10 protein-coding genes and 1 tRNA gene are annotated in these 14,543 nt (G+C 61.0%); 2 read left to right on the top strand and 9 right to left on the bottom strand.

Translation table 11 applies throughout. The annotated features are described in order from the left end of the window. Nucleotides 1-32 precede the first annotated feature (32 nt). Together ACSG06_RS04975 and ACSG06_RS04980 are read left to right on the top strand one after the other, a co-directional pair. Complete coding sequence (locus ACSG06_RS04975) at nucleotides 33-4,355, top strand: DEAD/DEAH box helicase (RefSeq protein WP_440989164.1); 4,323 nt, start codon at nucleotides 33-35, stop codon at nucleotides 4,353-4,355. A gap of 1 nt (nucleotide 4,356) precedes the next feature. Next, nucleotides 4,357-4,821 carry a hypothetical protein gene (locus ACSG06_RS04980; RefSeq protein ID WP_440989165.1) on the top strand — a complete coding sequence of 155 codons (465 nt, stop codon included), beginning with the start codon at nucleotides 4,357-4,359 and terminating at the stop codon, nucleotides 4,819-4,821. A gap of 445 nt (nucleotides 4,822-5,266) precedes the next feature. Here the strand turns inward: ACSG06_RS04980 and ACSG06_RS04985 are convergent, their stop codons facing one another. The 9 genes from ACSG06_RS04985 to ACSG06_RS05025 form a co-directional block, all read right to left on the bottom strand. Beyond that, nucleotides 5,267-6,883, bottom strand: coding sequence for a DUF7845 domain-containing protein (locus tag ACSG06_RS04985; RefSeq protein WP_440989166.1), 1,617 nt, complete (start codon nucleotides 6,881-6,883; stop codon nucleotides 5,267-5,269). Nucleotides 6,884-6,976: 93 nt separating this feature from the next. Then, nucleotides 6,977-7,219 carry a hypothetical protein gene (locus ACSG06_RS04990; RefSeq protein WP_440989167.1) on the bottom strand — a complete coding sequence of 81 codons (243 nt, stop codon included), beginning with the start codon at nucleotides 7,217-7,219 and terminating at the stop codon, nucleotides 6,977-6,979. A gap of 133 nt (nucleotides 7,220-7,352) precedes the next feature. Next, nucleotides 7,353-7,423 (bottom strand) — tRNA-Pro (locus tag ACSG06_RS04995). A 55-nt stretch (nucleotides 7,424-7,478) separates the two neighbouring features. Beyond that, the gene (locus tag ACSG06_RS05000) at nucleotides 7,479-8,384 is read right to left on the bottom strand and encodes an RNA-guided pseudouridylation complex pseudouridine synthase subunit Cbf5 (RefSeq protein ID WP_440989168.1); all 906 of its coding nucleotides are present in this window, start codon (nucleotides 8,382-8,384) and stop codon (nucleotides 7,479-7,481) included. Nucleotides 8,385-8,387: 3 nt separating this feature from the next. Continuing rightward, nucleotides 8,388-8,963: a (d)CMP kinase gene (gene cmk, locus ACSG06_RS05005; RefSeq protein ID WP_440989169.1), complete on the bottom strand. Its 576-nt coding sequence runs from the start codon at nucleotides 8,961-8,963 to the stop codon at nucleotides 8,388-8,390. A gap of 71 nt (nucleotides 8,964-9,034) precedes the next feature. Beyond that, on the bottom strand, nucleotides 9,035-9,940 hold the full coding sequence (locus ACSG06_RS05010; RefSeq protein WP_440989170.1) for a DUF106 domain-containing protein: 906 nt from the start codon (nucleotides 9,938-9,940) through the stop codon (nucleotides 9,035-9,037). A 36-nt stretch (nucleotides 9,941-9,976) separates the two neighbouring features. After that, nucleotides 9,977-10,627, bottom strand: a complete 651-nt coding sequence (locus ACSG06_RS05015) for an adenylate kinase (RefSeq protein ID WP_440989171.1) — start codon at nucleotides 10,625-10,627, stop codon at nucleotides 9,977-9,979. 114 nt (nucleotides 10,628-10,741) lie between these two features. Further along, nucleotides 10,742-12,325, bottom strand: a complete 1,584-nt coding sequence (locus ACSG06_RS05020) for a S8 family peptidase (protein WP_440989172.1) — start codon at nucleotides 12,323-12,325, stop codon at nucleotides 10,742-10,744. Between the two features lie 207 nt (nucleotides 12,326-12,532). Continuing rightward, complete coding sequence (locus ACSG06_RS05025; RefSeq protein WP_440989173.1) at nucleotides 12,533-14,386, bottom strand: S8 family serine peptidase; 1,854 nt, start codon at nucleotides 14,384-14,386, stop codon at nucleotides 12,533-12,535. Between the last annotated feature and the right edge of the window lie 157 nt (nucleotides 14,387-14,543).

The following is a 14,543-nucleotide window of genomic DNA, read 5'->3' on the forward strand; positions in this document are numbered from 1 at the left end:
GTTTTTTCTATAAGCCCATATTGGTAAGTCTCATGCGATATGTTGACCGGTTTACGGACTTTTCAAACTTGGACGTAGACCCGGAGATTGCGGCCATTCTTCGCGCGACTGTCTACAATCAGCAGCTGTTCAATGATCCTGCTGATGATGACGAGGCGACCTATACGACCCATTCAGTCAAGCACGCCTCGAAAGACAAACCCAGAGCAGATTACAGACCGGTCAACGACATTGAGGAGCAGTACGAGGTCCAATACGAAGAGATTCTTGATTTGCTCGGGTACAGTGGGACGGCACTCCAATTCCAGCTCGAGAGTTGGGAGACGATGAACTCACTCGAAACTCGTGCCCAGCAGTCGGGGCGAGATCAGGGTGTGGTCATCACAGCTCCGACCGGATTTGGCAAGACTGGCTGTTTTATGGGGTATGTGATGCATCGGTTATTCTCGAATCTAGATAATGACTACGGGACTCGTCAGAACGTTAGTGGCGACACCGCCATTCTCGTGTATCCTAGTCGGGCGTTGCTCCATGATCAGTTATCCCGTGTGATGGACATCTTATATCAAAGGAAAGAGGCGGGGGAGGAAATCCCAACATTTGGGATTTGGTACGGGAACACCCCGCAAAGGCGAGGGCAGGCTGGGGATACGTCGCGAAGCACAGCTGAATACTCTCGAGCCGGCACCGTTTTTACTGGAGCACAATATTGGGATACCTCCGCGCCAGATAGCCGGCTGTTTATTAATGACGACCCTGACGGGCGGTCATCGTATACGCTGGAGAATCGCGGTGGAGAGTCGTTGTTTGATTCGAGCGAGTTCTATCTTGGTCGGAGCCAGATTGTCGATCAGGAGCCGAACATTTTGCTGACGACGTTGGAGTCACTGGAAAATATCGCGATGAAACCGCATTACGACCTCGTCAACAGGGCGGATTATTTTGTCTTTGACGAGATTCATCAATACAGTGGCTTGCGGGGCTCGCATGCCGCAAATGTGATCCAGAACATCAAACGGGTCCGGAATCGAGAAGCTGACGGTGAGACGTCACCGGGAGTGTTTATTGGTTCGAGTGCTACAATCCAGAATCCAGGTCGATTTGGTCGGCGTCTCTTTGGCTTATCGATTGATTCAGCGGTTCCGAATGGAACAGAAGAAGGGTATGCGAAGGAGGACTTGCAGGTGGTTGCGCCGACGGAGACGGACATTGATGATGGGAATTCGGACAAGCAACACTACTATTTCATGCTGACGCCTCCCGGTGATGATGGGCCAGATGTTGCATCGCAGTTCTTACAGCATGGCATGATGCTGGGTCATTCACTTCTTGAACCGACCGCTGAGAACGAGAAGACAGATCGGTCAAACATCCTCTCGTTTATCGATAGTAAAAGTCTGCTTCGGAGCCTCAATACCAAATTTGTCGATGCTGATCGGCATCGGGAACTCTACCAGCATCATTTCGATCATGGCGGGGAGGGCGATTGGCGGGTCCTTGCGGAGGAGACGAAGCATGTTCCGCAGTCGGATACGCCGCTTGATGAGCCGAGATTAGTGTATTCTGATTCTGAGCATACGATTGATGAAATTCCATCGCACGATCTTACGCTCGGCACGAAGTTTTTGGAGGTCGGTGTGGACATCGAAACTCTTGGATACATTATTAATTATCGTGAACCGAATAGCGTAGCTGCATTAAAGCAGCGGGCAGGCCGTGCCGGCAGGTCATCCGGGGACGCCCACATGTTTACGTTGCTTTCGAGTTACAGTGGGGATACTAACTTCTACTACCGAGCGGATGGCTTCGTCGACCAAGATATCTCAACGCCACTACGGACGGAGAACCACGTTGTAGATGAGATTCATAAGTGGTTTTACCACTACTACTGTGAACTAGCAGCGGTGGCGGAACAGAACGACTGGAGACACCACGAATCAGCAATTCTCACGCGATTCTTTGAAAGAGAGGGTTGGGAGTTGTACGACGAATTCCTTCAGTCGCCCCAATCGGTGTTTCAGAACTTGGTCGATGTGACGGTAAATACGGACTCGCTGTTGGATAATTCACTGGCACAGGCGTGGAATCCGGTTGAGAACGAGGTTAAACAGATCAAAACATATTTCCGTCAATTTAGTGGTGCGCTCGAGAGAGAGGCAGATAAGGTATTTTTACAACAGGACGCTGTGGCAGACCTCTTGGGGCAGTTTCGACGGAAATTGCTCAAGCACATAAATACCTTTATCGAGTTAGCGAACCGAGAAGGGGAGACAGGGTTAGAAGAGTCGCTCAAGCATTTCCGGGACGAAATCCAATCGATTCAGTTCGATGATCCCGAGACTGCAGCGCAGGAGCTCAATCAAGTTATCAGCTCAAACTTTGGTGTTGTAGGAGATGTCCGAGACTTGCCGCAACAGACGCTTGACGATGATCCTGTGCAGTCCTTCTTTGATTTAACCCAGACTATCAAAACAATCGAAGAGGGGGCGACTTCAGGGAAAATTCAGCGCCAAAATACGCGCCGACGTATCCTCTATTATCTTGAACAATCGTTCAAGCAAATACGTGAATACAAAAACATTCGATTTAGGCAAGGGAGTATCTATGCCGTAAAATATCTTCTCCGTGGTGCGTATTATTTCGAGAAGGCTCTCCGCGTTGACCGCGGCAACGAAGACGCCGACGACCCAACCGTAATGGGTAAAATTTGGTATGTGCCACCAAATTACTTCGCAGATACGGGGTGGTACTTCGATCTCGAACGACCAAATGACACGTCAACAGAGAAGTCTGTCGACAAACTCCTCTCTCAATATCTGCCATTCCGGACGGAATACGCCGCCGGAGCAAGCGAACGAGGAAGTGCGGATGCCATGAACGTATTCCAGCCCGATGTCGTCCGCAACGAAGATGGTGAGTTAGAATTCAACTTCTCAGAACTCGGTGAAGTGCATAACAACGTTCTCATACCTGATCAAATATCGCTCAAACGCGTCGAAGACATCTCCGGACGGGGAAACAAGATCGTCCCATATGACGCAAATACGTACGAAATCCTCTCACCAAATGAGGTCACGCTCTACGATAAGGAAGAACGCGAATTTGGCCAGATCTATTCGAGGCCCGAAATTGCTACCCGGGTCAACGACCCTACAGAAGTTTCCACAAAACGGAACAAACACAGTGATCTTCTCGATCTTCGGTCGGTCAACGCTCAGGCGTGGGTCGAATCTGTAAGTCTCGAAATCACCCCCACCAAAGAAGGTTATAACGGGCCGAGTCTCGACTACGACGCCCCCACAATCGAAGAGACGATCTACGCTGGCGATCAGCGACTGGGCTATTCTCTGAATACACGGGCTCTCACACTGTCGATCAACTCATTAATTGAACGGTTCCGAGACAGTGACGGGCGTATCAATCTCGATCGCAACCGAATTGCGCAGCATAAAGCCCTCGACACGATCGAAAACGACCGCATCATTTCGGTGACAGCATCCCATCTCTTGACAATGTTAGTAGCCGACGTCACCGGAGTCAATACCCAAGTCCTACTCTACGGAACTGACCGCCCGACCGACAGCACCGACAGCGACCAATATAAAGTCCATACCTTTGAACAAATCGAAGGGGGCCAGGGAGTCGTTGACCTATTTTGGGACACGCTGGACAGTCGTCCCGAAAAAATCTTATCGTCCCTGTACCGGTTGACCAGAAACACACAAGTCCTTAATGAAGAACTCTGGAGTCATGATCTGAACACCGATACCCCAGCGTGGGACGAGATCATCACACGAGTTGGGGCAAGCGGCCTGAACACCGAAACCGAGACTGATAGCCGAACTGATGCAGAACAAGCCGCTGTAGAGATCATTCAAGATCGCCTCGGCTTCACCTATCCACAAACGATCAACCGACTGCAGAACGAAATGCAGACCACGCTCAGCCAGATCAAGCAGCTTGCGGATGACTATAACGTCGACATCCATGAGCTGGCTGAACTGAAAGCAGAGATCGCGAAGGCTCGCCTCGTCAACGAAGATCAAACGAACGGCGAGGAACTTCCAGCGCGTATCCGGAGCGAATTTGACCATATCTTCTCCGAGATCGACCCCGAGACCATCCGAACAGTATTTCTCTCGCCGGATGTAGACGGGTGTGAGGCAAACCTCCAGCTCAAACGAACCATCTTCAATGTTCCACAATCGGAGATTCTCAGCAATGGTGTGCTCCGAGAAATAGAAGACTGGCTAGTGGACCGCGAACCGGTCGAAAACGAGATGACCGAAATGAAAACGCGATCGAAACTCAGCGCTCACACTGACGACGATTATGCATACTTTCTGAGGTTCTAACATGAGCGCCTCAAACTGCAGTCCGTTTGGCGAGACCCAAGAAAAGCTCTATGGGTACGCTGCTCGCCTGATGGACAAGAATCTTGACGTCGTACTATGCATTCCTATCATTGACGATCCAGTCGAATTTAACGTCGAAGCGCACAACGCAAAAGGAACAGCACAAACCCGACTCGGAGATGAACTCCGAAGGGCAACCCAAGAAGTAGTCATCTACACGAACAAGTCAGAAATGTCCCGATCACTTCGGGACCCCCTCGAAGACGTCTGTACACTCGTTGACCACCCCGAAATCGAATTCCAGATGTGCGTGGCCACAAACGACGTCATGCTCCCAAACGCCGAATACAACGGGACCACCGTTCAGCCAATCGACCAACCCTACGTCAATTTGTGCAATCACAATTACGAGACCCCAATCGCATTCTTGCAAGCAGTCCTCGATTACCCACCCCCAGAACCCTAACAGGATATACTGAATTCTCCACTCATCCTGAGGCCAGTCCACGGTCACCAGATAATCACCCTGGAAGCAACTCACAGAGCCCGCACCAAAGGGGAAGGACCGAATAACATGATGCAAACATGCAACAGCTGACGTGTTCTGTGCGAACCTTATGTACCGGCGGAATGCTCCCATCACCACCGTTTCGAGTGTTTCATCTGGAATCGGCGGTGCGGAGGTGGGGCGGGGGCTGAGTATTTTTTCTGCTTTGTGCCCTTGGGCACACTCTACAAGGGGATGTTCCCGCTACGCAGGAACGACCCGCACCGTCGGCGGCACGATTTCGAGCTCGACGAACCGCTCATGACCACATGACCAACCAAAGTTGAGCTACACGAGGCGAAGGACGCAACTCAGGTGGGGAAAATAGGGGTACGAGACAGTGATGCCTCTACTCGGGCCCGCGCTACCGGGCGAGTTCTGAGAACACGCCGGTCTTGCGCTCCCCGTCGATCTTCGCGACGACCCTCGCACCCGCCAGGTCGATCACGTCGTAGCCGCACTTGTGCCAGGCCTTCCGCGCCTCGGCCAGCACGTCCTGGATGCGTGGCTTGTTCGTTGACTTGAGCAGCGACAGCATCGTGTCGATACGCACCGTCTCCACGCTGCCGCCATCGCCCACCGAGACCTCGGCACCGTACTTGTTCAGCCACAGCTGGAACGGAGACGACTCGGCCTGACGGCTGTTCATCCCGAGGATCTTCGCCGCTCGGTCCGCCGCGTTCTTCACCTGGTGCTCGGTACTCTCGATGATGCCCTTCAGTTCGTCGTGGAACTTCCGCGATGCGAAGCTCACAACGCCGTCGTCGTTCTTCAGCACCGCGCCAAGGCGTTCCAGCGCCCGGTAGATGGTACTGACCGCGTGGTCGGTCTCGTCGGCTATCTCCTCGTAGTGCTGCCCACCGCCGTCGGTCAGCAGCTGGTCGAGGACCGCAACGTCGGCGTTGGTCATGTCCCGGAGCGACGTGACGAGCAGGTGTTCCTGCTCGGCCTCGATCTCCGGTGTCGGGTCATCGTACATCGCGACGGTCTCCTCACGGACTGCCGGTCGGAAATGGTCGTCTTCGATGTACGTCGTCGGGTCGGGCTCGGTCGGCACACCGCCCCATTCGAGGAAGTTCAGCAGCGTCTCCTCGATTTCGCGCTCGGCGTCGTCCAGGTCGCGCCAGATAATCGGGTTACCACCGTTACGTTGCTGGTTCACTAGCACGCCCACCTTTGGGTGGTACAACGGCTCTTCGGGGTCGCTGTGGACGTGTTTCGGGTGGTAGTGCTTGAACTGGAACCCGTACCGGTGGCTCGGAATCAGCTTCTTCGCACTATCCGGACCGACCCAGAGCCGGTGCATGTACCCGACGATGCCCTCGTTGTCGGCCTTGTACTCGACCTTCGTCCCTTTCTCGTCGGCCAGCAGGTGCATCACCTGCATCATGGTCCCGCTCGCGAGCATCTTCGATGCCATCGACCGGCGGACCCGAACGTATCGCTCGTAGGCTGTGACCCGAGAGTGGGCTGAACTCGGTTCGTCCCTGAAGTACCGCGAGTTCATCGACAGCCCCGCGTGGGTGGCAATCGCGTCGACGATGCCATGCATCAGTTTCGGCACTTCGTCGGGGTCGACGTTGCTGGCCTTCAGCTCGACGTCGACGCCCTCGGTGCCGAACCGCTTCCACCAGCGTTGACCGAACCCGAGTTCTTCCCCGCTTTCGCGGTGGCGCATATCCTCGAACCGTGGCTCAATCAGCGGGGAGAACTTGCGACGGCCCTCGCCCGTGCAGGTGATGTCCCACGAGTACAGCGCGTCTCCCTGCACGTTGTCGCTGGGACGGGGCGCAATACCGGTCTTCGAGTAGTTGCACTGAATCTCCCAGCGTTCGCCGTCGATCTCCGTCTCGAACTCAGCGTACCCGTCGAACCGACCGACGATAGCCTTCGCGAGCAGCATGTACGGTCCGAGCCCGTAGTGAGGGTACTTCAGATAGGCCTCGAACTCGTGGGCCTGCGTCCCCGTCTGCGTCGTCACTGTCGCCCCTCCGACTCGTCGGGCGTCGGCCAGTCCCAGCGCGTCGTCTCGCCGCTCTCAGCGTCGTACAGCCGGGACGCCTGGACGAACGCACTACGCATCGTCGCTCGCACCTCCGTCCGTGACGATCTCCGTCGACGGCGGCGCGCGCTGGCCCTTCCCGAGTCGACGGAGCCGGTGCGGGCACCCCTTCGCGTGACCCGCCTCGGTCCCGTCCGTCATCCGGGTGCAGCGGGCGCGACAGTCGTCGCACCGGAACTCCCGCGACGTGGTGGGCTTCGGACGGGACCGCTCCCGAACGCGAAGCTCCTCGTGCGAGATACCGACAGAACTCACGGATGACCACCTCGCGGGCCGTCGCGACTGCTATGTGAGTGTCTAAGGAAACAGGTCCCTAACCCGAGAATTGGATTTTCGGGCGTTTCGGGTGGATATACTCTCCGTTGTTGGAGAGTTGCTAAATTTCGAGTGGGACCGCCGAGAATTGAACTCGGGTCCTACGGACCCCATCCGCAGAGGATACCACTACCCCACGGTCCCGTACGTCAACCGATGCCCGTTTGCCGTTTAAGCGTGTCGTTTCGTCGGCACCACGCTACACCAGCACGCGCTCCAGCTCGACGACGGTTCCGGAGTCGGCGTCGGGGTCGCCGACGAGCGTCCCGAGACAGACCGCGGTGCCGCCGGGCAGGTAGCAGGCGACCAGGTCGCCCTGCGCGCCGCCCTCGACCGAGATCACACCGGGCGCGTACACCTGTGCGCCCTGGGCCACCTGCTCGGCGGCTGACGGCGCAATCGTCACGCTGGGGAGGTGCGTGAGCGCGCGTTCGGCGGGCTGGACGACCTCGCGGAGCGGTGCCTCGTCGCCGTCCTCGACCCAGAACGCGAGCGCGTCGACGAGGTCGTGGTAGGTGACGAGCGTCGAGTCGTCGAACGGGTCGGTGGCGGTGCGCCTGAGGTGGCCCATGTGCGCGCCGGTGCCCAGTGCGAGTCCGAGGTCGTGACAGAGCTTCCGGATGTAGGTGCCGGACTCACAGCGGACACGGACGAGGGCGCGGCGCTCCTCGACCTCGAGCACGTCGAGGTCGTACACCTCGCGCACGCGGAGGTTTCGGGAGACGGCGCTCTTTCGCGGGGGCTTCTGGTAGAGCGGAGCCTCGAACTCGCGGGCGACGGCCTCGACGTCGCCGGGGGCGCGGCCGTGGAGTTCGAGCACCGCGACGTACTCCTTCGCGCCCTCGAGGAACACCTGGGCGAGCCGGGTGGCGTCGCCGAACAGCGTCGGGAGACAGCCGGTGACCTTCGGATCGAGGGTGCCGGAGTGGGCGGCCTCGTCGACGGTGGCGTCGCTGCCGGCGCGGTCGAGTGCGTCGGCGACGGCGTCCCGGCACCAGCCCGTGAACTGGTGGGCCGACGGGCCGGCGGGCTTGTCGAGGTTGACGACGCCGAACTCGAGCAGTTCGGCGGGCGAGCGCTCGTCGGGCGGTGCACGGAGGGACATGGGTCAGAACTCGTAGTCGAGCTCGACCGGTGCCTTCCCCTCGTCGGTCTCGGGGTCGTAGGACTCCACCGCCCTGACGAGGACGTGCTGGACGTGCTCTGCGTTCCAGCGCGCGGTGTTGACGCTCAGGTCGTAGATGGAGAGGTCGCCGATGTCGATGCCGTAGTACTCGTGGTAGCGCTGGGCCTCGCTGGACTCGCGGGCCGCGGTCTCCTCGGCGGCGAGTGCGGGCTCCTTGCCCTCGCGGTCGGCGATGCGGTCGCCGCGCACCGAGAGGGGGGCGTCGAGCCAGAAGCGGAAGTCGGCCTGCTCGGCGGCGAGCCAGCCGGCGAGGCGCGACTCGAGCACGAGGTCGTCGCGCTCGACGGCGATCTCGCGGAGGCGTCGGTCGAGGTCGCGGTCGATCTGGTCGTCCTCCTCGGCGAGCTTGTTGAACTCGAGCGGTGTGTAGCCGCGTTCGTCGGCGAGCTCGCGGAAGATATCGCCGCCGGAGACGTGGTCGAGGTCGAACGCATCGGCCAGCCCGGCCGCAGTGGTGCTCTTGCCACTGCCCGGCGGGCCGGAGACGGTGAGCAACATATCCTATCTGCGCGGGTGGCCGTAAAATGGGTTGTGATTGGACGCCGGGACGACGGCCGTGTGTGCCGGTCCTACGTCGGCGTCGCGTCGAGGTCGAGCGTCTTCCGGATGAGCTGGGTGAACCCCATCGAGCAGAGGAAGTACCAGACGATCCACGCCGGCATCGGGCCGATGGCGCCAGCCATCCACTCGCGCTCCCCGAAGATGGGCAGCACCATGCTCTGCTCGGCGGGGCCGAGGTGGCCGGGGTCGAGGATGGTCCAGTACATCCAGAGGAACGCCGGGATGGTCAGGAGCATGATCCACGCCATCGGGCGGAAGTTCTCCTTCATCATCTCGCCCTGGTCGCCGAGCGCGTCCATCTTCTCGTCCTGGATGCGCTCGAGGGCGGCGTCGTCGCCGGCCTCCTTGGCGGCCTGCTCGCGCTCGGTGATGTTCTGCATCTTCTGCTGGATCTGCTTGACCTTGCTCCGGTCGACCATGTTCGCCTGCAGCAGCGTCGAGTAGAGCCCGGTGATGAGCGCGACCGAGAGGATGACCGCGTAGAACGGGAGCACGTCGTTCAGCGGCTCGAAGATGACGTTGATGCTGCTCCCGACCGCGTTGCGGATGGGGGTGTAGTAGTAGCCGGCCATCATGCCGACCGAGACGACCGCTGCGAGCTTGTCGCGGGTGTGCCAGCTCGAGCCCTCGCTGTCGACCTCGACGGACTCGCTCGCGACGGTGATGTCGTCGTCGAGCGCGTCCTGCACGGCGTCGGGGTCGACGACCACGAAGCCGTCCTCCTGCTCGCGGAGGATCTCGCTCTGGATGAGTCGTCCCCAGCGGCCGCTGTCCATACCGTCCTCGTCCTTGACGTCCTTCCACTCGACCTCGTCGGCCCCGTCGTTGGAGGCGTCCATGACCGTCTGCAACGCCTCGGAGGTCCCGGGGTTGTCCGAGAGGAAGTCCTGTATCTGTTCCGCCGTCCAGGCCATATGGGAGCCTGTTGGCAGTCGTGGGATAAGAGTCTTTTACTCTGTGACAGCCTCGATGGCGGCCTTCACGTCGCCCCAGACCGCGTCGGGGGCCTGCTCGCCGTCGACGGCGACGAACTCGTCGGTGCCCTCGTAGTACTCGACGACGGGGAGCGTGTTCTCCTCGAACACGTCGAGGCGGTTCTCGGCGGCCTCCTCGGTGTCGTCCTCGCGCTGGACGAGCTCGCCGCCGCACTCGTCACAGACGCCCGCCTCCGCGGGCTGGCTGTACTTGACGTGGAAGTTCGCGCCGCAGTCCTCGCAGACGCGGCGGCCGGTGAGCCGGTCCACGAGCTCCGACCGGTCCACGTCGAGGTAGAGGACGAGGTCGAGGTCGGTCATGTCGGCGAGCTCCTCGGCCTGTTCGAGGTTGCGGGGGTAGCCGTCGAGGACGTAGCCGTCGGCCGAGGAGAGCGCCTCCTCGACGATGGCGTTGACGACGGCGTCCGGGACGAGGTCGCCGGCGTCCATGTACTCGCCCGGCGTGTCGTACTCGAACTCCATGTCCGAGATGTCCATCTCCTTGTTCGAGCGGAGCGCGTCGCCGGTGGTGACGTGCTCGACGCCGAACTCGTCGACGATGTTCGCGGACTGGGTTCCCTTGCCTGCGCCCGGTGCACCGAGGATGAGGATGTGCGGACTGCTCATACCTGGGCGGTCGAACCCGGGACGTAAAGAGTTAAAGAAAACGGCTGGCACGGGGGTCGACCACCACCGGTCTACGGTGGACCGGGCGGGTGAGCCGACCGACTGTGGCGCGGATTACTCGTACTCGGTGATGGTCAGGTCGAAGCTGCCCGACCCGGAGTAGGAGTCCACGGTGACGTAGAGGTCGGTCGACGTGTCGGGGCTGTCGATGACGACCGTCTCCTGACTGTCGACCGTGTAGGAGCCGTAGTCGTAGCTGCTCGAGGACGGGCACGCCGCCTCGCCGTCGTTGACGTAGAGGTCGAAGTCGGCGTCGGACGGCCCGTCGAGGACGACCTCGACCTGGCTCGGGGAGCTGTACTCCCACGCCCACGTGTAGCAGGCGGAGTCCCAGTAGCCAGACAGCGAGTCGGAGACGCTCCCGGAGGTGGAGCCGCCGCCACCACCGCCGCCGCCGCCACCGCCACCGTCACCGGGCTCGGTGGTGACCGCGGCCTCGGCGTTCACCTGCCCGCTCCCCTGCTCGTCGCTGGAGAGACCGATGTCCGTGGCGGTGTTCTTCAGGTGGCTCCGCAGCTCCGCGTTCGTGAGGTCCCACTGGGCCGCGGCGAGCCCGGCGACACCGGAGACGACGGGCGTCGCCATCGAGGTGCCCGAGAGCTGCTCGTAGGAGCCACGCGCCTCGGTCGTCGTCGAGAGCACGTCCACGCCCGGCGCGCAGAGCTCGACGCTGGACCCGTACTGCGAGAAACTCGCGAGGTTCTCGTTGTCGTCGACCGCCGAGACCGCGACGCACTCGTCGTAGGCGGCGGGGTACGACACCGAGCCGGAGCCGTTGTTCCCCGCCGCGGCGACGACGAGCGCGCCGTTGTTCGTCGCGTAGCTGACGGCGTTCTTCATCGTCTCCGTGTAGCCACCGCCGCCGAGGCTGAGGTTGATCACGTCCGCGCCCTGGTCGGCCGCCCACTGGACCGCGTCGGCGATGTCCGCTGTGGAGCCGCTGCCGGTCTCGTCGAGCGCGCGTCCGTTGATGAGCGTCGAGTTGCTCTGGCCGGCGACGCCGGTGCCGTTGTCGATGACCGCCGACGCACAGCCCGAGACGTGGGTCGCGTGGTACTCGTCGCTCGGGGCGTCGGGGTAGGGGTCGCCGTCGCCGTCGGCGAAGTCCCTGCCTGGGTCCGAGGCGTAGTTCGCCGCCAGGTCGGGGTGGTCGTACTGTGCGCCAGTGTCGACGACGGCGATGGTGACGTTCGAGCTGCCGAACGTGGTGTCCCACGCGCCCGGGGCGTTCACCTGCTGTGGTGCGTACTGGTCGCCGAACTGCGGGTCGTTCGGCGTCGCCAGCGCGTGCATCGTCTCGTTGCGCTCGGCGTACTTCACACCATCCTCACGTGTCACCGCCGACACGAAGTTCTCGCGGGCCTGTGTCGACGCCACGTCGGGGAACTCCACGGCGACGTAGCCGAGGTCGTCGTTCTCGTGGACGATGCGTGCGTTGGCGGGCACCGCCGACCGGATCGCCGCCCGTCGGTCGGTGACGTCAGCGCTGACGCCGACGAGTATCTCCTCCTCCTTCGGTCCGGGCGACCGACTCGGGGTCGCACTGGTGATGCCGCCGACCGCAGCGGCCGCGCCGAGCGCGCCCGTCGCTTTCAGGATGCCTCTTCGTCCGAACTGTCGGTTGTCATCATCTGCCATGACCGAGTGGCCGGTCAGAGAGACGACACTAAAGGCTTGCGATATTGGCTATGTTCATCTATGATTTCCGATGGAAATGGAATTTGGTTATAAAAATGTGTCGGCCTCGGCTCCCGGTCGTCCGGAACTCCCTCGGGAAGCGTAGAAAAATCAAAACCGCGGCGATATGATAAAAAGTCTGAGAGTGGCTCGACGCGGTGGCGCGCGTTACTGACCGAGCTCTTCGACGCTGACCGTGTAGCTACCGGAGCCGGAGTAGGAGTCGACGAGGATGCCGATCTGCTGGCCCGCACTCACGTCGTCGAGCGTGATCTGCTCCTGGCTGTCCGGCGTGATGGAGCGTCGGTCGTAGTCGTACTGGCTCGGCGTCCGACCGTCGGTCGTGACGTAGAGGTCGAAGTCGGACCAGTTGCCACCCGACAGCGAGACGGTGACCTGGCACGGGTTCTGCAGGTCGTTGGTCCACGTGTAGTTGTCCGAGTCGTAGTAGCCGTAGAGGTAGCCGTCCGCCGAGCCCGTGGAGGACTCGTCGCCACAGCTGCCGCCGTCCTCGGACTCGACGGTGATGGAGACCGAGTCCGTCGTGCTCGCGCCATCGTCGTCGGTGACGGTGAGGCTGGCGCTGTAGTCGCCGGCCTCGCTGTACGTGTGGGTGACGGTCTGGCCCGTCGCGGTCGCGCCGTCGCCGAAGCTCCACTCGTAGGAGCTGATGGAGCCGTCGGGGTCACTGGAGCCGGAGCCGTCGAAGGTGACCTCCTGGCCGACGGTGACCGTCGCCGACGAGGCGTCGATGGACACCGTCGGGGCCTCGTTCTCCGGCGGGTCGGGGTCGTCGCCGCTGCCGACGAGGTTCGCGGCGTCGACGCGGCCGGACCCCTGCTGGTTCTCGGGGAGCCCGATGTCGACGGCCGTGTTCTTCAGCTGGTTGCGCAGCTCGGTGTTCGACCAGCCGGGGTTCGCCGCGAGACCGAGCGCGGCGACGCCCGCCGCTGCCGGGCACGCCATGGACGTGCCGGAGATGCGGTTGTACGGCGAGTCCGTCCACGTCGAGAGGACGTTCACACCGGGTGCGACGACCTCCTGCTTCTCGCCGTAGTTCGAGAAGCTGGCGAGGTTCTCGTTCTCGTCGATGGCACCGACCGCGATACACTCGTCGTAGGCGGCCGGGTACGACACCGAGCCGGAGGAGTCGTTGCCGGACGCACAGATGATGGTGACGCCGTTGTCCGCGGCGTAGCTCACGGCGTTCTTCATCGTGTTGGTGTAGCCACCGCCGCCGAGGGACATGTTGATGATGTCCGCGCCCTGGTCGGCCGCCCACTGGACGGCGTCGGCGATGTCCGCCGTGGAGCCGCTACCCTGCTCGGAGAGTGCACGACCCGAGAGGATGCTGGAGTTCGACATACCGGCCACGCCGTCGCCGTTGTTCGTCGTCGCGGACGCGATGCCGGCGACGTGGGTGCCGTGGTACTCGCTCGACATCGAGTCCGGATACGGGTCGCCGTCGTCGTCGACGAAGTCGTAGCCCTTGTTCGAGCCGAACTGGCCCGCGAGGTCGGGGTGGTCGTACTTCACGCCCTGGTCGATGACCGCGATGGTGACGTCCTCGCTACCGAGGGTGGTGTCCCACGCGGCCGGTGCGTTGACGAGCTGCGGCGCGTACTGGTCGCCGAAGCGGGGGTCGTTCGGCTCGGCGAGCGCGTGTAGCGTCTCGTTGAACTCCGCGTAGCGCACGTGCTCGAGCGACTCGAGCGTCTCGATGATGTCGTCGTCCGACATCGTCGTGACCTCGGGCTTGGACAGTGCCATGTAGCTGAGGTCGTCGTTCTCGTGCGTGACCGACATCCCGTTCGGGAGTCGCTCGTCGTTCGCGGTCGTCGACGCGACGTCGGTGACCGAGTACGTGTTCGTGACGCCCACGAGGATCTCGTCCGGTCGTGGGCCCGGCTGTCGCGAGGGTGTCGCGGAGGTGAGCCCCGCGAACGCTGCTGCCGCCCCCACGGCACCAGTTGCCTTCAGGAAGGTACGTCGTCCCCAATCGTGACTGCTATCGTCTGTCATGAGACACTCCTACCGAGACCCCCTTGCCTATTTAAATTTTTGTAGATTCCATTGCTAATTTTAATACAGATACAAATTGAATTCTAGTTGCAAGTAGTTGTGTGTTGGCTCCAGCCGAACCGCCACGGCTTTGAGCGGCACCGAGAGAGGAGCAGAT

Origin of the sequence: Haloarchaeobius baliensis (assembly GCF_052060055.1) — an archaeon.
Classification (GTDB): Archaea; Halobacteriota; Halobacteria; order Halobacteriales; family Natrialbaceae; genus Haloarchaeobius; species Haloarchaeobius baliensis.

Coding starts and splice junctions, on each gene's coding strand:
- ACSG06_RS04975 (WP_440989164.1), top strand. CDS start 33: ATGCGATATGTTGACCGGTTTACGGACTTTTCAAACTTGGACGTAGAC.
- ACSG06_RS04980 (WP_440989165.1), top strand. CDS start 4,357: ATGAGCGCCTCAAACTGCAGTCCGTTTGGCGAGACCCAAGAAAAGCTC.
- ACSG06_RS05000 (WP_440989168.1), bottom strand. CDS start 8,384: ATGTCCCTCCGTGCACCGCCCGACGAGCGCTCGCCCGCCGAACTGCTC.
- cmk (WP_440989169.1), bottom strand. CDS start 8,963: ATGTTGCTCACCGTCTCCGGCCCGCCGGGCAGTGGCAAGAGCACCACT.
- ACSG06_RS05010 (WP_440989170.1), bottom strand. CDS start 9,940: ATGGCCTGGACGGCGGAACAGATACAGGACTTCCTCTCGGACAACCCC.
- ACSG06_RS05015 (WP_440989171.1), bottom strand. CDS start 10,627: ATGAGCAGTCCGCACATCCTCATCCTCGGTGCACCGGGCGCAGGCAAG.
- ACSG06_RS05020 (WP_440989172.1), bottom strand. CDS start 12,325: ATGGCAGATGATGACAACCGACAGTTCGGACGAAGAGGCATCCTGAAA.
- ACSG06_RS05025 (WP_440989173.1), bottom strand. CDS start 14,386: ATGACAGACGATAGCAGTCACGATTGGGGACGACGTACCTTCCTGAAG.